This window comes from Virgibacillus sp. L01 (assembly GCF_052246775.1).
Taxonomy (GTDB): Bacteria; Bacillota; Bacilli; order Bacillales; family Amphibacillaceae; genus Lentibacillus.
The window spans coordinates 112,706-131,454 of sequence record NZ_JBQQCP010000007.1; the positions used below are offsets into that span (position 1 = coordinate 112,706).

The 18,749-nt window shown below is 36.7% G+C and carries 20 protein-coding genes; 18 read left to right on the forward strand and 2 right to left on the reverse strand.

Features of this window, described 5'->3' with window-relative positions:
* Positions 1–18: 18 nt before the first annotated feature.
* On the reverse strand, positions 19–1,071 hold the full coding sequence (locus ACTWQM_RS13860; RefSeq protein WP_443258752.1) for a response regulator transcription factor: 1,053 nt from the start codon (positions 1,069–1,071) through the stop codon (positions 19–21).
* A 1-nt stretch (position 1,072) separates the two neighbouring features.
* The gene (locus ACTWQM_RS13865) at positions 1,073–2,899 is read right to left on the reverse strand and encodes a sensor histidine kinase (RefSeq protein WP_443258753.1); all 1,827 of its coding nucleotides are present in this window, start codon (positions 2,897–2,899) and stop codon (positions 1,073–1,075) included.
* A gap of 160 nt (positions 2,900–3,059) precedes the next feature.
* On the opposite strand from ACTWQM_RS13865, the gene ACTWQM_RS13870 reads away from it, so the two are divergent.
* The 18 genes from ACTWQM_RS13870 (at position 3,060) to ACTWQM_RS13955 (ending at position 18,739) form a co-directional block, all read left to right on the forward strand.
* Positions 3,060–4,400 (forward strand): ABC transporter substrate-binding protein, encoded by a 1,341-nt coding sequence (locus tag ACTWQM_RS13870; RefSeq protein WP_443258754.1) that lies wholly within the window; start codon positions 3,060–3,062, stop codon positions 4,398–4,400.
* A 131-nt stretch (positions 4,401–4,531) separates the two neighbouring features.
* Positions 4,532–5,395, forward strand: coding sequence for a carbohydrate ABC transporter permease (locus tag ACTWQM_RS13875; protein WP_443258874.1), 864 nt, complete (start codon positions 4,532–4,534; stop codon positions 5,393–5,395).
* A gap of 29 nt (positions 5,396–5,424) precedes the next feature.
* Positions 5,425–6,255 carry a carbohydrate ABC transporter permease gene (locus ACTWQM_RS13880; RefSeq protein ID WP_443258755.1) on the forward strand — a complete coding sequence of 277 codons (831 nt, stop codon included), beginning with the start codon at positions 5,425–5,427 and terminating at the stop codon, positions 6,253–6,255.
* A 41-nt stretch (positions 6,256–6,296) separates the two neighbouring features.
* Complete coding sequence (locus ACTWQM_RS13885; RefSeq protein WP_443258756.1) at positions 6,297–7,244, forward strand: hypothetical protein; 948 nt, start codon at positions 6,297–6,299, stop codon at positions 7,242–7,244.
* A gap of 25 nt (positions 7,245–7,269) precedes the next feature.
* The gene (locus tag ACTWQM_RS13890) at positions 7,270–8,049 is read left to right on the forward strand and encodes a sugar phosphate isomerase/epimerase family protein (protein ID WP_443258757.1); all 780 of its coding nucleotides are present in this window, start codon (positions 7,270–7,272) and stop codon (positions 8,047–8,049) included.
* A 30-nt stretch (positions 8,050–8,079) separates the two neighbouring features.
* Positions 8,080–9,066 (forward strand): Gfo/Idh/MocA family protein, encoded by a 987-nt coding sequence (locus tag ACTWQM_RS13895; RefSeq protein WP_443258758.1) that lies wholly within the window; start codon positions 8,080–8,082, stop codon positions 9,064–9,066.
* Positions 9,067–9,104: 38 nt separating this feature from the next.
* A complete protein-coding gene (locus tag ACTWQM_RS13900; RefSeq protein WP_443258759.1) occupies positions 9,105–10,982 on the forward strand; it encodes a beta-N-acetylhexosaminidase in 1,878 nt (625 codons plus the stop codon).
* A gap of 106 nt (positions 10,983–11,088) precedes the next feature.
* Positions 11,089–12,045 carry a hypothetical protein gene (locus tag ACTWQM_RS13905; RefSeq protein WP_443258760.1) on the forward strand — a complete coding sequence of 319 codons (957 nt, stop codon included), beginning with the start codon at positions 11,089–11,091 and terminating at the stop codon, positions 12,043–12,045.
* A 127-nt stretch (positions 12,046–12,172) separates the two neighbouring features.
* Positions 12,173–12,313 carry a YpzI family protein gene (locus tag ACTWQM_RS13910; protein ID WP_443258761.1) on the forward strand — a complete coding sequence of 47 codons (141 nt, stop codon included), beginning with the start codon at positions 12,173–12,175 and terminating at the stop codon, positions 12,311–12,313.
* A gap of 155 nt (positions 12,314–12,468) precedes the next feature.
* On the forward strand, positions 12,469–13,857 hold the full coding sequence (locus ACTWQM_RS13915; RefSeq protein ID WP_443258762.1) for a hypothetical protein: 1,389 nt from the start codon (positions 12,469–12,471) through the stop codon (positions 13,855–13,857).
* A gap of 150 nt (positions 13,858–14,007) precedes the next feature.
* Positions 14,008–14,925, forward strand: coding sequence for a heme o synthase (gene cyoE / locus ACTWQM_RS13920; protein WP_443258763.1), 918 nt, complete (start codon positions 14,008–14,010; stop codon positions 14,923–14,925).
* A 92-nt stretch (positions 14,926–15,017) separates the two neighbouring features.
* Complete coding sequence (locus ACTWQM_RS13925) at positions 15,018–15,500, forward strand: transposase (RefSeq protein ID WP_443258764.1); 483 nt, start codon at positions 15,018–15,020, stop codon at positions 15,498–15,500.
* A gap of 154 nt (positions 15,501–15,654) precedes the next feature.
* Positions 15,655–16,302 (forward strand): transporter, encoded by a 648-nt coding sequence (locus ACTWQM_RS13930; RefSeq protein ID WP_443258765.1) that lies wholly within the window; start codon positions 15,655–15,657, stop codon positions 16,300–16,302.
* Positions 16,302–16,580, forward strand: a complete 279-nt coding sequence (locus ACTWQM_RS13935) for a GNAT family N-acetyltransferase (RefSeq protein WP_443258766.1) — start codon at positions 16,302–16,304, stop codon at positions 16,578–16,580. The genes ACTWQM_RS13930 and ACTWQM_RS13935 overlap by 1 nt, the downstream gene beginning before the upstream one ends.
* A gap of 258 nt (positions 16,581–16,838) precedes the next feature.
* The gene (locus tag ACTWQM_RS13940; RefSeq protein ID WP_443258767.1) at positions 16,839–16,967 is read left to right on the forward strand and encodes a hypothetical protein; all 129 of its coding nucleotides are present in this window, start codon (positions 16,839–16,841) and stop codon (positions 16,965–16,967) included.
* Between the two features lie 65 nt (positions 16,968–17,032).
* Positions 17,033–17,263, forward strand: coding sequence for an excisionase family DNA-binding protein (locus ACTWQM_RS13945; protein WP_443258768.1), 231 nt, complete (start codon positions 17,033–17,035; stop codon positions 17,261–17,263).
* 30 nt (positions 17,264–17,293) lie between these two features.
* Positions 17,294–18,196, forward strand: a complete 903-nt coding sequence (locus ACTWQM_RS13950) for an RluA family pseudouridine synthase (protein WP_443258769.1) — start codon at positions 17,294–17,296, stop codon at positions 18,194–18,196.
* A gap of 15 nt (positions 18,197–18,211) precedes the next feature.
* Positions 18,212–18,739 carry a DUF6933 domain-containing protein gene (locus tag ACTWQM_RS13955; protein ID WP_443258770.1) on the forward strand — a complete coding sequence of 176 codons (528 nt, stop codon included), beginning with the start codon at positions 18,212–18,214 and terminating at the stop codon, positions 18,737–18,739.
* Positions 18,740–18,749: the final 10 nt, after the last annotated feature.

Sequence of the window (18,749 nt, forward strand, 5' to 3'; positions counted from 1 at the left end):
ACTGGTGATTTTTTAATGCTATATTCCAAGTCGTTTTCTGTATTGTGTAGGTGTGATTCCGACATGTTTTTTGAAGGTCTTTGTAAAGTGAGGGTAATCGCTATAACCTACTGTATAGGCTATCTCATATGTTTTGTAGGCAGGGTTATTCAGCAATTCTTTTGCTAGGTCGATTCTCATTTTGGTGATAAATTGTATGAAACTAATCCCCATTTCTGCTTTGAATTCCATACTGAAGTAAGAAGGAGACATGTCAATCATATCGGCTACTTCTTGTAGGGAGATATTTTCATTAGAATAATTTGATTCGATATATTTCACTGTAGTCAATATATTGTGACGGTGTCCGATATTTCTAGTTTTCTTAAAGTGATCGATAATCGATTTGCAAACATCATATAAGGCATCCTTCAATTTTGATGGTTCGTCCGGGAAGCTAAATTCATCGGGGAATTTGTATTTCTCTGTCCAATCTGTGTGTTTATTCAATTCTCCATTTGTATAAATGAACAAATCTGTATAAAGTCTTTTTATCATCTCATTGCTCTGTTGTTTCGCAATGAGTTTTTCATGCATAGCATTTATCATCTGATACACTTCTTTTTCTTCAAGAAGCCAAAGCTTTTGAACAAGGTCTTCAGAAAATGACTTCATAACCCATAGCCATTCACTCCGTTCTTTAGCAAATTCTTGGTCGATTTCCAACTGTTGATGAACTTTTTGTAAAGAGGATAGGAACTGTTCTGGTTTGAGTGGTTTCAAAAGAAAGTCGACTACACCATAACGAATTGCAGATTGGGCATAATCGAATTCTTTATAACCAGATATGATAATAAATTTTGAACGGGTGTTAGCCTCTTTTAATTTTTCAATGAATTTTAGCCCATTTAGTTTAGGCATGCGAATATCTGTAATGATAAGGTCCGGTGCATACTTTTCATTCAATGTTATAGCTTCTATGCCATCCCTTGCTTCTCCCACAATTTCAAATCCTGTTTTGTTTGATTCTATTAGTGCTGCAATACTTCTTTTGATCATTTTTTCATCATCCACTGTTATCGCCGTGTACATATTAATCCTCCTTTTTTCTTGCTTGACTCGTATAGGGTAACCTAACTTCAATAGTAGTCCCTTGCAAATCCGATCTTTTAATATATATACCGAACGGATGACCGAAGTTTCCGCGTATCCGATTATGAACATTTATAAGTCCGATTCTTTTAGTAGTCTTATTTTCTGTTGGAGGATCCTGCAAATATTCAAAAGCATGATTAAAGTCATCTCTTGTCTTTTTGCTCATACCCTGTCCAAGGTCGACTAAGTAAAGAGTATAGTAATGAGGTTCCTTTTTTCCATGAATACCAATAAAGCTTGGACTTAATGCATGCTCTTCGTACCCATGAATAAATGCATTTTCAATAATTGGCTGAATTGTTAGCCTCGCAGTCAAAACATCCAATATCTCATTCTCTTCAAACTCATATGTCACATCAAGATCATCAAAACGTTCTTTTTGAATTTGTAGATAGGAACGGATTTGATCAATTTCTTCTTGAAGTGTCACCACGGATTTTGAATTACTCACATTATAGCGAAACATATCCGCTAGTGATGTAGTCATTCTACTAATCATCATTTGTCCTTCAATTATGGCATAAGAATTTATTATTTCTAAAGTGTTATAAAGAAAGTGAGGGTTAATTTGAGATTGCATGGCTTTCAATTCTGATTCCCTTTTTTTAAGTTCTAATTCTTTCTCAACCCCCTTTGAGTGTTGGACCTCTTCAATGAGACGTTTCAACTCGTCAGTCATTGTATAAAAGCTGTTGTAAAGGTCAGTGACTTCATCATTTCGATAAAAGGGAAATGGTTTTTTCTTTTTGATTTTAAAATTTCCGGATTCCACCTTTTTCATCAGTTGCTGTAAGTTGGTTAATGAGTGCGTTAGGAAAAATGAAAATCCTCCCACGAGTACTAATGCTACACCTATTAGGAGCAATCCTGTCCATATGGTGGAGTTCCTCAGAGTCATCAAGGAGGACATAATTTTACCCAGGGGAACACTTGCCACCATGGTCCAATTAGATTTTGAGGAATAGTCATACACATTTAAGGTCTTTTTGCTATCTATACTGCTTATTAGAAAGCGATCTTCGTTATTATTTTCATTTTGTTTATATAAGAATGTTTGACCAAGCTCACGTTGATCGGGGTGATATATAATTTCCTTTTGATTATTTACTATCAAAACATTATTAAAATGGCTTAATGTTACTTCACTGATGATGTCTGCAATTTTGTTCAAGCGAAGGTTTACAATCAATAAGCCAGACGTTTCGTATGTGTTATTATCATAGATTTTACGCACTATTGTCAGTACAGGGGTACCATAAATAAAGTCAATTTCCAAGATCTGATAAGGTTCTAAATTATCTATATTACTCCATAATCGGGTGTTTCTCTTTCTGATTTCTCTCATATTTAAAACTTCATCTACTTTTACATAATTATGTATTTGCATCCCTTTTTTATTGACCAGAGAGATTCCGTATATATCGGAACGCCCGTCCAAAATACTTGCAAAAGAGTCCTCCTGAATTTGCTGAGAAATAAGAAACCGTTCATATCTATTAGATTTTTTAGGATCTAATTCCAGGTAAGTTTGGACTTGTGATGCAGAAAGAAAGGGAACTGTTGCTTGCTCCAAATCATTTAAATAGAAGTCTAAATATTCATTAGTTTGCTTTAAAAGGTGCTGGCTATATTGTACGGCGTTATTTTTAATTGCCGTTGTCGTTTTTTCATACCAGATATTCCCTAATATTAGGAGTGGTATGCAAACGAAACTGATAATGATTAAAAATAGTTTTGAATTTATTGAACTCAATTTGAAGGACATTAAGTCGTACTCCTATAACTACTATTAACAAAGTAATATTTATTGTTTTCATTCTATTTAAAAAAACACAAACTTTCAAATTAATTTACATTTTCTGATATCATTATAACACTTAATATAGAAGTTGAAAGCGTTACCAAAATAAAAGGAGGTATAAATATTGGATGCAAAAAGGTTATCTAAATTAACAGTAGTATTGGTGGGGGTTTTGGTTTTAATTTTGTCAGGATGTTCAAATACAACAGGAAAAGAAGGAGGTTCTAATTCCTCTACTACGGAAATCACGCTTGGATTTTATTCCTCAGGCAGCGCAGATGAAAAAATGAATGAAATTATTGATCAATTTGAGGAGGAACACCCTGATATTAAAGTTAAAACTCAAAATGCACCTTATCAACAATTTTTTCAAAAGTTGGATACTCAGATTGCCGGGGGTAATGCGCCCGATGTATGGTTATCCGATGGTGTATTCGTACAAAAGTATGCCGAACGTGGAGCAGCGAAAGATTTAACTGATTTGATTGAAAAAGACCTAGATAAAGAGGAATACTTCGGTTTGGACTTTAATAAAGGGTCTGAAGGAAAATATTGGGCAGTACCTCAAGGAATCCAGATTGCTTCGCTTTTTTATAATAAAGATATGTTTGACAAAGCAGGTGTAGACTACCCTGATGATACCTGGACTTGGGAAGATCTTAAGGAAGCTGGGGCTAAATTAACGCTTGATAGAAAGGGTAATAACGCTAATGAAACTGGTTTTGAATCAAGCAGTATAAACCAATATGGACTTACCTTTTTTAACATTACAGAAGGATGGATGACTGTATTGAAGTCACATGGAGGAGGAGTGCTTGGAGAAGACTTGAAAAATTCTATTGTAGACTCACCGGAGAATAAGGAGGCTGTTGAATACATTGTCGATGGAATGGAGCGTGGAATCTTTACAGATCCATCAGATCTTCAATCTTTCCAAAGCCCTATGTCTCCTTTCCCTAGCGAGACGGCTGCTATGAGGATAGGCATTTACGCAAGGGTGTTAGCAGCAAATGAAACCGGTGTGAATTATGATGTCACTGTCCTACCTAAGGGACCGGATGGAAAACGCTTCGCACCTGTTATTGCCAACTCATGGATTATCAGTAATAGCACTTCGGATAAAAAAGCAGAAGCTGCATGGGAATGGATCAAATATTGGGTGTCTAGCGACGATGTGCAGAAAAAATGGGCTGAATTGGGAGAAGCAGTTCCAGTGAAAAAGTCAGTAGCAAACTCTGATTTATTTTTAAATTCAGGTGACAAACCCGAAAACAAACAAGCATTTTTAGATAGTTTTGACTTTGCAGGAACATTGGATGTTAATGCTGTCTGGTCAGAGTGGGTCAAAAAGATGGGCGACAACCTCAACCGTGCCTTCCTCGGTGAAACAACAGTAGAGGAATCTTTAGAAAGAGCTGATAAGGAAATTCAGGAAGTATTAGATGAGTTTTATGAAGACCAATAAAAATTAAACCGACCAAAGAAAGTGTGACTCTTATGAAGGGCGATAAAAATTCGCAAAGCAGCATAAAAACTAGCGTGAAAAATAAAAGGAAGAGGAAAGGATTGAGTTATGAGGGGAAATGGGGATTGCTCATGATTTCCCCTTATCTCATTCACTTTATCGTTTTTATTGTTTTTACTTTACTTGCCTCTTTATATTTCAGTTTCTCAAGTTACGATATGCTGAATGCTCCAGAATGGATTGGTTTAGAGAATTATAACAAGCTTATTAATGATCCAGTATTCTGGAAATCCTTGACTAACACTGTTTATTTCACTGTATTATTTGTTCCGGCTCAGACTATTTTAGCTCTAATACTGGCCGTAGCCTTAAACCAAAGTTTAAAAGGGCTGAAGTTTTTCAGGATTGCACATTTTATCCCTGTCATATCATCCTGGACAGTTGTACTTTATGTAGCTGATGCGATTTTCAATCCACGGTTTGGGTTAGCTAATGACATTCTATTGAAATTAGGATTGGATCCCCAAAGATGGCTTAATGATGAGAACCTTGTCATCCCTATCCTGGTTCTTGTTGCGGTTTGGAAGGGAGTCGGATACATGATGGTGATATTCTTGGCAGGGCTACAGAATGTTCCAGAGGATTTGTATGAGGCTGCTGAAATTGAAGGGGCAGGTATCTTAAAAAAGTTCAGGTATGTCACAATTCCTTTGATTTCTGGAACCACTTTTCTTGTATTAGTTTTAAGTACGATAACTACCTTTCAGTCGTTTGAACAAATCTATGTCATGACAGGAAATTCAGGTGATATTGCAGCTGCGGGAGGGCCTAATAATGCAAGTATGGTACTAATGCTGTACTTATTCCAACAAGGGTTTGCCTTTTTGAAGATGGGTTATGCTTCTGCGATTGCATGGGTTCTGTTCTTAATTCTATTTATAATCACGCTAATACAAGTGAGGCTGCAAAAGAGGTGGGTCCATTATGAGAAGTAGTTGGCAAATCTATCTAAGAGGTGTTTCTCATGAAAAAAAATCCTAACAAAAAAAGAAAAACAATAAGCTATATTGTTATTATCATTAGTTCTTTAGTTATGCTTACACCCTTTATTACGGCGGCCTTAAACTCACTAAAAAACTATGCACAATATACAGCTATACCTGTTGAGTGGATTCCAGATCCCTTTCAATGGAAGAACTATGTTGAAGTATGGCAATTGACTGATTTTGCTCAATATGGATGGAACAGTTTGATAGTGACTGTATTATCCGTCTTAGGCGCTATTCTTTCTTGTTCTTTGGTGGCATATGCATTTGCGCGGCTTAATTTTCCATACAAAAATTCACTGTTCATCATGGTTTTAGGAACATTAATGATACCGCCCGTTATTATGATTATCCCTCAATTTATAATATTCAATCATATGGGATTTCTTGATACGCTCATTCCTTTATGGATCTTAGAATGGCTAGCACAACCATTCGGAGTGTTTCTTATGAGACAGGCCTTCCTTACGATACCTAAAGAATATGAAGAAGCTGCTAAACTTGATGGTTGTTCGCCTTTTCAAACATATTGGAGAATTTTTTTACCAATGTGTAAGCCTCAATTGGCCACACTGACCATCTTTACGTTTATGACCAAATGGAATGAGATTATGGCTCCTGCCATTTATTTATCTTCTGAAGAGAACTTCACACTTCCAATCGGTGTGCTTTCCATGTCAGGAGCATGGTTTGGGAAAGAGCAATATTTAGTGGCCGCTGCATTAATGTCGCTCATTCCAATTTTAATCGTGTTCTTATTCACCGAAAAGTTTTTCGTGAGGGGAGCGAGTTCTTCTGGATTAAAATAACCTTTGATGTGAGAGGGAACAAATGAATGGGATGTGACTAAATGGAAATCCAATTGCTGGTAATAGGACATAGAAGCATATTGGAAAAAGTAGAGAGCATCGCTAAGGAAATTCCGCAAATTTCTATTATTACTGTAACAGACCACCCTGGAATAGGAGAAACGTTAAAGAATTTATCGTCTAAACAAATTGATGGCGTGATAGTGGTGAATCCTTTACTTGGAACAAAAGAAGTATCTCAATTTTTTATGGGTACCCCTGTATTTTATATGAAGAATTCAAATGTTTCTTTTTATACGACGCTTTTTAGGTGCTTATTCAATAATTCTGGAACTTCTATAGCACAATGTAATTTAAGTGTTGATTATTATAATGAACAAGATATAAGAAAGCAACTACATGAAGAAGATATTACTATTGAAACACTTAAAATTATAGAGTATGAACCAAGTATGAAAGCAGAAGATTTAATTGCTTTTCATAAACGATCTTGGCAAGTGGATAAGGTACAGGCTGTGATAACCTGCCATCCAAATGTTTATGAATCATTGAGGGCACATCGAGTGAACACTTATTTATTCATGCCAACCTACGCATGTTTAAAGTCATACATGACTACCATCACTAGTAAGGTCACAAATTATTATAAATCCAGTAAGGCCACTACTTTCCCTATTCGATATGAAAAGGACGATTCATTATTAAAACAAATTGGAATGAGTGGGGCTACTATACATCGGTTGTTCTGCTTTTGTGAATCTATCGGGAGTAATAAGATTACCACTACTGAATTAGCTAACGGTTTTTCTATAACATTAAGGAGCGCAAGAAGAATCCTTAACACTTTAGAAGATCATCGGATAGCAGAAGTGATTGGTGAAGAGCAGGTTAAAGGGCGGGGACGTCCAAGATATGTATATCATATTGATTTTAATCAATTCAGTAATGACTTTTCTTCAATTGCTAATCTTGAATCATTATTAGTATGAAGTTTGAAGGAGGAAAAGGTGGCCTATGACACGTTTGTTAATAAATACTGTGTTACTTGAGAAGAATCGGTGGGGACCTGGCAGAACTCCTACCATCCTTGCAAGTAAATGGCTGGAGACTTTTTGGGAAAATGATTTTGATGGCGTGGAACTATGGGAGAATCACGCATTAAAAGCCTCAAATAAAGAAGTCCAATTGCTAAAACAATCAAGATTGCCGTTGGAGGTTTTTAATTCTTATGTCAGGTTTGATGATCAATTTGAAGAAGAACGGAAATTGACTGCTGAAATGATAAATCAATTGGGAGCAAAAAAAGTGAAGTTCAATATAGGACCAGACCAGTCCTTGCAGGAGACATATATAAAAAACGTCTTAAAGTGGAAAGATATGTTACCCGCTGGATGCAAGCTTCTTTGTGAATGTCATCATGGAACTGTAATGGAAGACCCTAAAAAGGCAAAAGAGATTTTTGATAAATTAAATTCAGATCAATTTGGGCTTATTATCCATCCATTTCATGACGTTAATCTTGAGTTATGGTTTTCTTACTTTGGCCCCTCTATTATACATGCCCATGTCAGTTTATATAAGAATGGAGATTTTCAGCTATTAGAAAAACAATCCGAGTTGGTCAAAGAACGCATTCGTATCTTAAAAGAAGTGGGGTTTAAGGGTACCTATTCATTAGAATTCACTGAAGGTGTCAGATCTGAGGGGGAAACACCCCAACTACTATATGAAAATGCTTTGAGGGATTCGAAGTTTCTTTCTGATTGCTTAAAGGAAATCTATGTGTCCTATTAAGTGGTTATAATGTGTGAAGGAGATTAGGTCATGAATTTAACAGTTGGTATTGTAGGAGCAGGGATTATTGCAAAAGAACACATGCAGGCTATAGATGCAATCAATGAATTACAAGCAGTAGCCATAGCAGATATCGATGAGCGGAAGGCAAAAAAGATGGCCGAGGAATTCAAAGTAACTGACTTTACTAATTACCGTCATATGATTCAAGAAGAAACTCCTGACATTGTGGTAATTACGTTGCCTCACTATTTGCACAGAGAAGCAGCAGTATTTTCCGCTAACCAGGGCTGCCACATATTATTGGAAAAGCCAATGGCCTTGAACACATTAGAATGTGAAGAAATAATGGAAGCTGCTAAAGGGAATAATGTTCAGTTGATGGTCGGGCATATTCAGCGTTATTTTCAAGAAAATATCATTACGAAAAAAATAATTGAAGAAGAACGATTAGGAGACCTTGTCATGGTCAATGAAAACAGGTACATGAATTACTTTACCGAAGATCGGCCGAGTTGGTTTTATAAATCTGCCAATGCTGGTGGTGGGATTGTAATGAATCTAGGTGCCCACTGCATTGATAAAGTTCAGTGGATGCTGGGAACCAGGTTCTCCAAGGTATTATCTAAGATGAGTTATGTTAGTAAAAATTTAAAAGTTACTACAGATATCGAGGGTAGTGGTCTTCTCTTTTTAGAAACTACTGAAGGGATTCCAGCAACCATTTCTCTTTGCGGGTATGAAGTGGTCCCAAGGCACGCTACAGAATTGTTTTTCACAAGAGGGATGGTAAGAGTCGAAGCGGGAAAAGGAGTTTGGGTGAGTAAAGAAGGTGTCTATGAACGGATTGATACCTTACAAGTTTCATCCCCATTTGAAAAGCAACTTATTGAGCTTGTCTCGGCTATAAATGGAGATGGAACTATTGATAACTCTGGAGATTATGCTAAATCTATCATTCAAGTTATCGAGGGCTGCTATCAATCTCATGTACATGGGAATGCCATTGAACTGTAATAGCTTTTCTCATTTAGATGAAAGGAGAGTGCGCTATCTTGAAGTTTAGTATCGAGGGTGAAATTGGAGATATTCAACCAGGTATAAAGGAATTGAGTGCTGCATTCGGTTTTTCTTTTTTTGATAAAGGTATTCCTGTGACAGTCCAAAAGTGGGACAAGGAAAACATCCATGTGTCACTAGATAAACATAAAGGTAACATTTGTTATCATGAAAAGATCCATTTTTACCGGGCATTAAGTTTATTCTTAGAACATGCTCAACGAAGTGGTTCATTTCAAATTGAAGAAAATCCACAATTTGAAATGAACGGTATAATGCTTGATTGTTCCCGAAACGCAGTCATGAAGGAGAAGCAGGTGAAAAAATTAATACGTATTATGGCTATGATGGGGCTGAATATGTTGATGCTTTATATAGAAGACACTTATGAAGTTGAAGAACAGCCTTATTTCGGTTATATGCGTGGGAGATATAGTAAAAAAGAACTGAGGCAGATTGATGATTATGCTAACCAATTTGGGATCAAAGTAATTCCAAGTATCCAAACTTTAGCTCACCTTTCTACATTTTTACGATGGGATGTTAATACTAACATCAAGGATACAGCTGATATTTTGTTGGCCGAATCCAGTGAAACATATCAGTTGATAGATCAGATGATTGAGGCTTCTACAGCGCCTTTTCGAACAAAACTTATTCATATCGGAATGGATGAAGCCCACTTATTGGGAAAAGGTCAATACTTAAATAAGAATGGCTATAAACCAAGCTTTGATATTATGAGTGGACATCTGAAAGAAGTATTAAAAATCACAAGTCAAAAAGGTTTGAGTCCAATGATTTGGAGTGACATGTACTTCAGGATGGCTTCCCAAAAAGGTGACTATTATGATACAAAAGCTGTCATACCTGAGAGAGTTATAAATGAACTACCTGGTGAAGTCCAATTTGTCTACTGGGATTATTACCATGAGGATGAAGCTTTTTATAAACAATTTCTCCAAAAGCATAAAGAATTAGGTTCAACCCCTCTATTTGCGGGTGGTATATGGACTTGGAACGGAATCGCTCCAAATTATCAAAAAACGTTCCATACTATGAATGCATCAATGTCTGCTTGCAAAGAAGGTGGGATAGACGAGGTGTTTGCAACACTATGGGGTGATGATGGTGCAGAGACTGATCCATTTACTAGTCTTTTAGGAATGCAGTTAATAGCAGAACACAGTTATATGCGTGATATTGATATGGAGAAAGTAAGAAACAGGTTTGAATTCATTACAGGAGTAGATATGAACGATTTCCTTCTATTGGGAGAGATCGATCACCCCCCTGGATCAGATCAGAGCATGCAGCTAGAACCTGATAACCCCTCTAAGTTTTTATTATGGCAGGACCCCCTTTTAGGTCTTTTTGATAAGCATTTGGAAGGTGTTCCACTAAATCAGTTCTATGAACAGCTTACACACAAATTAGAAAAAGGTAGAAAACGTGCTGGAGGTTGGTCTTCAATCTTTAATGTTCCCTGCCAAATTTGTTCTGTCCTAAGTATTAAGAGTGAACTGGGTGTAACCCTGAAAGCATTATACGATTCTGGTGATAAAGAAGGTCTCCAGCACCTTGCAGCTAATAATCTTCCAGAATTGAAGCGTAGAGTTGAGAGGTTAAGAGAACTTCATTACCAACTTTGGATGGATAATAATAAACCTTTTGGATGGGAAGTGTTAGACATCAGGTACGGAGGGTTGTTAGCCAGGATTGACACCACGTTTAACAGGCTTACTGAATATCTGGAAGGCCGATTAGATTCTATATCAGAACTGGAAGAGGAAAGGCTACCATTTTCTGATAAAGAGGAGGGTTATGTTAGAAGTAACGTATACAAACAAATTGTATCTGCCAATGCATTCTGAATAGGGGTAAACAATAATTTTTGTTGAGGAGTGATTATGAAGAAACAAGTATTTGAAATTACTGACGCCCACTGGATCTTATTAAAAAAAGCTTAGGAGGATGTATATGTTTAAAATGCAAATCAACAGAGGGGAATTGCTTGCTATACTAGTTGGGTTAGTTATGGTGTTTACAATTATACCTCTATCTGTATCAGCGGAGACGACTTCTGGAAAAGATAAGGCTATGTGGTCGTGGTTCCCTAATGAAGATATCGATACTACGGAAAATCGGGAAGAAATGATTGAATTTGCTGAAGAAAAGGGAGTCAATGTGATTTATCTTAATATTGGAGAACGTAATAGTGATATTTATTTGAAAATGCATCCAGAACAATATCGCAAATTTATTAAATTGGCACATGAAAGTGATATAAAAGTGTACGCTTTAGATGGGGCATCTGAATGGGCAAAGGAGGAAAATCACCATATTCCTATAAGCCGTATGCTTGATGTTTTTGAGTACAATTGCCATTCATCAGAAGACGAGCAATTTGATGGGGTTCAATTTGACATCGAACCATATTTATTGGACGAATGGGATACAAATGAGAGGGGGCAACTAATTCAAGAATATCTTAGCGGCTTAAAAATATTAAATAAGATTTCTAAAGCGTATAGTCAAACCCATGATTTTGAATTTATGGTAGCAATGCCTTTTTGGTTTGATGGAGAAGAATATGAAACTACTTACCGTGGGAAATCCATGCCATTGTCAGATCATGTGATGGACACAGTTAATAGTGTTGCCTTAATGGCATATCGAGATTTTGCAGAAGGCCGTGATTCAATTACGTACCATATCGAACATGAGATGGAATATGCTAGTAAGAATGGAGTGAAAGCAGTAGTCGGGGTGGAAACACAATATTTAGAGCCTTATGAAAAAGTATCATTCTTTGAAGAAGGAGAAGCATACATGAATGAACAATTAGAAATTGTAGATAAAATGTATGCAGACGAACCTGGCTATGGTGGCCAAGCCATTCATAAATACCAAAGTTATCAGACAATGAATCCTTAACCCTTTAGGTAGTATTAGCTTCTAAGCCAATTCTATTACGAGTTGGTTCAGAAGCTTTTTTTTATTATTTTCCCTACGAATAAATCTTTTTGGGGTGACTCATTTTAAGTATAGGAGGTGCTTAAAAATGGGAAGAGACCGTCAAGAAAAAAAGTTGAAGCAAAGCGGACGCGTCGAATCAGACCGAGATGTAGGTACTCGATATAAAGGCTCAACTAAAATGGCAAGTCCTGAAGAAGTTGAAAAATTAAACGATGGCAAAAAGTAAAATTAACAGGCGATCACCTAAGGGTGGTCGCTTTTAAGTTGTTGCGAATTGTTTGAAGTGTCACAACCTGGGACGATAAACCTGTCCCCTCTGTCCCTCTATCTCTTCGTATGTTATAATTGGAAAAAGCGATTAGGGGAGTGTGCGATATGGATATGGGTCAATTTTTAATTTATGATCAGCAGAAACAGATCCGAGTGCAGCCGGAAAGAATCTCGTTATATATGCAAAGTGAAATAGTTGAAGCAATAAGTGAGAACAATGAGATGTATTACCTGTTCTTTTATAAAAACAATTTCCTCACTGCAGCAAAAGCAAAGCGGCTGCGTCGAAAATCGCTCATTGAGAGCGCATTTAAAAGAGGTATTGTTTACAACGCCCCACACCCGTTTATCGACATGCTGCTTTCATCCAATCATCCATGTAAAATTATCGGTTATAAGCCATTGCTAAAGAAACTCGAAACAAACTATACTCCGCAAGAAAAAGCTTTTATTCTTACCTTCTTTGAATCATTTATTCCAAAAAAACATCTGTTTGAAGAGATTAAATCAATATTTTATGTTTATCGCCGCAATGGTCAAGGATTCCTGGGCTACCGGATTATCCGTGTTTTAATGGATTTTGCACCGAAGCACAGTTTCGTGACACAGGTTTCTAATGATCCTATTTTCAAAAAGTATGATGACCAGTATAACAATCAATCAGACGATCTGCTAGCGAAGGATTTAATCTTTGCTGAAAAAATTCTTTACTCCCAAATAGATGATAATCAGCGGTTTCAACAGCTAATCGACCATTTGGAAAAAGAATCACGATGGACTGATATGATTGCCTTATATAGTTACAAATTATCCATGGCCCCTGCAACTGACTACTACAGGTCACTCGCAAATTTACTGGAGCAGCATTTAAACGAAAATGAAGCGGAATCCATTTTAGAACGTTTAGACAGCCAGTTACCAGCTTTCCTCCCACTACAGCAAGATTTATTTAATAAATATGTAAAAACCCACCAAATCGAAAAAGTTTTCCATATGATGCAGAATCGTGAATTTAGACTTAGTAATGATCAGATTCAAACTTTTGGAGAATTGCTTGAGCATCTTGATTCAAGAACATATTCTTCACATCCAGAAATGCTTAATACTATATTAGAATCAGTTATTTACACGTCCCCTGAAAAAGCTGAAAAACTTCTTAATAAATATGTTGTCTCGTTATTGGAGAACCATGAAGTAGCGTATATTAAAGAATTACTAAAACCTTTTAAAGAAAATCATGGGAGTCTGGAGATCATCAGAAAAATCGATACCATGGAAAGGCTAAGTGATGATCTGGACCAAATGCAAACGCTTGGAGAGTTGTATTATGAATTTAATCTATTGGATCAGGCAATTGAATGCTTTAGCTGGGAGATGGAGCTAAAGCCTACTCAGCCAAAACCACTTCAATGGTTATCTAAAGCCTATCGGGATAAAGGATTAAATCACGAATCCGATGCCTATCAGCAGCTGTGTATTAACCTCCAAAAAAATGCTTAGCATATAATACGAAATAGCTTTAATACTAGAAATACTGAAACAGACAGAATTCCTGTCTGTTTTTTAAGTTACAGTTTTCATCCATGTGATTGGTTGTGATAAATGTTAAAATGAATAAGATGTAATTGAAGGCTTGGGAGGAAACTGTAAATGAAGAAAGATGATAAAACTGTTATATCGCCTCAACAAAATCCCAATACTTTTCTGTCTGATTTAAAAGAACTTTTTAAGGCGGTAGTGTTAATTTTCAATGTACTCCCTGTTTTTGCTGGGTTCTGGCTTGCACTTTATTTTACTAACTCGACCTTTACTGCAAACTGGGAATTATTCCTGTTAACAATGGCAGGCAGTACATGCGTGATGGCTGGCGCACTTATCCTTAATAATTGGTACGATGTTGACATTGATACGATCATGGAAAGAACAAAGAATCGTCCTACAGTAACTGGGAACCTATCGTTAAAAGCTGTTTTAATGATGGGAATTATTTTTTCTGTAGTTGGTTTAATACTGTTACTGTTCACAACGATAGAAGCAGCTTTATATGGTTTCATTGGCTGGTTTTTATATGTGTTTCTGTATACGATGTGGTCGAAACGTAAATATACACTTAATACTGTAATTGGAAGTGTTTCTGGTGCAGTAACACCTTTAATAGGCTGGGCTGCATTAAACCCTGCTAATCATACTGTTCCGATAATTATGTTTCTTATTTTGTTTATCTGGCAAATCCCCCACACGTTTGTCATCGCCATACGAAAATATGATGAATACAAGGCTGCTGGAGTGGCAATGCTTCCGGTGGTACATGGACTCGCAATTACTAAACGTCAAACAGTTATTTACATTGCCTGTTTACTTCCGTTACCATTTTATCTTGCCTCATTGGGAACAACGTTTATGGTGATTGCAACCTTGTTAAATATTGGTTGGCTGACACTTGGAATTAGCGGTTTCTTTACCAAGGACGATTTGGACTGGGCCAACAAGATGTTTTTGTATTCCGTGAATTATTTGATGATTATCTTTGTTGTTATGATTATCGTTACTGTACCTTCGATTGGTTAATCCTGTTTAGCTATACAATTTATTGCACACCATACGTATTAGAATGAGTTTATGGATATATAAATTGCATTTAAAGTATGGAGGTAGGGAATATGGGAAAGCAGGCAAAATATCAGCGGTATACAAAGAAAACTAAACTTGAAGCAGTTCGGCGTGTACTTGAAAAAGATGAACCCGTTCAGTCAGTGTTGAATGATTTAGGAATTCGCCATAGAGATAATATTTATGTATGGCTTAAGAAATACCACAAGGAAGGTGTCGCTGCATTTGACCGGAAAATTGGTCACTCTCATAACGACCAGAGTTCAGCAACACCGGATAAATTGATTGAGGAATTATCGGCAGAATTAGACATACTAAAAAAGTTTATTGGCATGTCTCACCATAGTATTGAAGAAAGGTATCAAGCGATTGATGCTCTTCAGGGTCAATATCCTTTAGATACTATTTGCAAGACACTGGGAGTTTCGGAGATTGGTTTCAAGCATTATAAAAAATGCCAGCAACTCGGATTGGACGAGCGATACAGCAATTCTGATTCTGTTTATTTTCCAGTTTCAACATGTCTGCGCTGAGCTCCTGCTTCGATAAGCATCCAGTTTTTGGCTGGAGATTTATCGGAGTTTTTTCTATGATGGCCCGAGGTTGTCATTAAAAAGTTGTCAGGGTTACACTTCTTCGCTTTTTCTAATATAATAGGTTAAGAGGAAACTTGAAGAGGGATATGTTATGCAGAAAATGGCGAAAATAGCATATGAGAGTATTATGATTCTGCTCGTTATGCTGACAATCATTACATTATGGACTCAAAACACGTACAGTTCAACAATCAATTGGATTGTATGGGGTGTCTTTTTTATCGATTTCTTCTTTCGTTTACTGACTGCAAAGAAGAAGTGGGACTTCATAAAACAAAATCCATTTCTTCTAATAGCTATTATCCCGTTTGATCAATTTTTCCAGGTTGCCCGGGTGGTAAGGGTCATCTACTTATTCCGAATCAAAACCATTGCAAAGTACTACATTGCGCCGTATGTGGAAAAACTGACTTTTCAATCCAAATCACTAATTGTATCAATACTTCTCTCATTAATGGTGGCAGCATCTTTTGTTATTTGGAATCTGGAAAGCTCGATTGTCGCATACTATGATGCATTGTATGTAATTATTGGATATCTGCTGTTTTTCGGTCATCGGGTCTTTGAAATCGAGGGTCAGGTTTCAATATGGATTTTAACAGGAATATCTATAATAGGGATTGCAATACAAGGCTTAGCATTGCAGTGGGCATTCAATAAAGTAGAAGTACTATTTAATAATTTTAAAAAAAAGAAGCAAACGGTATCACAGGAACATAATTCAGAGGAGGCTAATTAATGTCTGCAATTAAGAAAGGGAATAATAAATTTTATGTCGGTGAAGATGAACAGAATCCATTAGGTGAAATCACATTTGAGCCATCAGGTGACAATGTATTAATAGTTGACCATACGTATGTATCAGATGAACTTCGTGGACAAGGTGTAGCAGGGGAACTCGTAGATAAAGTCGTTACGTTTGCACGGGAAGAGGGAAAGAAAATTAACCCAACATGCTCGTATGCCAAAGATAAAATGGAGAAAACGCCTGCATATCACGATGTACTGGCAGGTTAGGAGAAGAGAACATGGATTTAATCGACAAGTTAATTGATGCGTATTTGTACAACGACTTTGAAATAAAATATGTGTTAGATACAGATAACGGACAAGTTCTAATGGATGCCCTGAATCAATAACAGGCGAACCAGAGATTAAAAGGGATGACGAGGACGCGACGGATAATCTTTTACCAGTTCCACAAATTACGTCAAATAAAGCATATGATTCAATGGTTGATTTGCAGAAAAACAGGAATCTACTACAGCTGAGAAATTGATCGATGTACTGAACCGTAGAAAGCCATTTCGAAATTTCAAAGACAAGGTTATTGAACTTGGAATTGATGATGAATGGTATGCCTTTGAACAAAATGATGCAAAGCAAGCTATTTTGATTGGCTGAACGGGCTCGATATATCCTATGAAAAGATTAATCAAAATAAAATCACTGAAAAGGGAATTAATAATATGTACTTAACCATCGAAGAAACAGCCGAGTATTTATCAATCGAAGAATCAAAGGTTAAAACGTTCGTACTGCAAGGCAGGATACGCTCTGTTTATGATGGAGACAGATACCTTATTAACAAGGAACAATTTAGTACACATCTCGAGCAAATGGATAACTACCGAAAGATGCTCCAGGATTACTTGAATGAGCCACTTCCGGAGGATCCCGATGTGAAGGATGAAGATTAGCTATTAATTATATTAGAGGAGCATATGTATATGCCTAAAAACCAGCAAACCACGAAAGACGAGAAATCACTTGTATACACAGTGGAGGAGCACATTGAGCTTTTAAAATTTTTGATAAAAGTCATGCCCAACCGCAGCAGGAACTCGGTTAAGTCAATCCTTGCGCGCGGCCAGGTAACTGTCGATGAGCATATGGAGACACAGTATAATTATACACTCCACCCAGGACAATCCGTTACTATTTTAAAAAATAAGGCTTCTGTTAAAGAGAGCGCATTAATTGGTATGCGTATTGTTCATGAAGATGAAGATATCATCGTCATCAATAAAGAAGCAGGATTACTTTCTATTGCCACCGAAAAAGAAAAGGAACGAACTGCACACCACCAATTGATGGAGTATGTGCGCCGTGAAGACCCCCAAAATCGAATCTTTGTCGTGCATCGCCTTGATAAAGATACATCAGGTGTTATGATGTTTGCTAAGAACGAGAAGGTTAAGCGAACCCTGCAGGATGCCTGGAAGGAAAACGTTAAAGAACGTACATATGTTGCACTTGTTGAAGGTGAAGTGAAAAAAGCGAAAGGCTACATATCATCGTGGCTGAAAGAAAGCAGTACACATTTGGTATATTCCAGTTCGAATAAGAATGACGGACAGCATGCAATTACACATTATAATGTAATTCAATCAAACAAAAAGTTTTCATTAGTTGAAATTCAGCTGGAAACCGGGCGGAAAAATCAAATTCGCGTTCATATGCAGGATCTTGGTAATCCAGTTGTAGGTGATAAAAAGTATGGATCCAAAACAAATGAAATCAGGAGGCTTGGCCTTCATGCAAAGGTATTGTCCTTCAATCACCCAACGTCAGGTAAGTTACTGCGGTTTGAAGCAGATATTCCAGGGTCATTTTTTGCAAAATCAAAATAGCATTCCTTAGGAGGTGTGTTTCACATTTTACAAATTCAATGTACGAAAAAGTTAGCCGATGAATTAAAAATAAAAACATCTAAGGATCAGATAGCAGACAACGAATCACTGTACTCATGGCATGCACATATGTTTTACTACAATCGAAAAAAATACTGCATCGTTATGAATAACAGCACACGTTATAACTTTATTATAGGAAGTCTCAGAAAAAAAGAATTTAGTCAGTTTTCTTCACTAGTTAAAGAGGGAATACGTGAAAACCTGCTGGCTGAGGGCTTTGCTGAAAAAGTTGTGGAAACATACATGAAAAAATGTGATGACGTGAATTATGCCCCAACAAGTGAGCGTCCGATTATTTCTCAAATAAATGAAATGATTGGCGCAACGAAACACATTCAGGAGGAAAAAGAAGTAAATGCCATTGAAGAGAAACTAGATGAAATTAATCGCTTTAACAATAAATTCGTCATGCTGACATTACCAGAAACATATTCAGCTGTATCCATGAAGAAAGCATTAATCAAAGAGGTTCTTTTATAAAAGAGCCTCT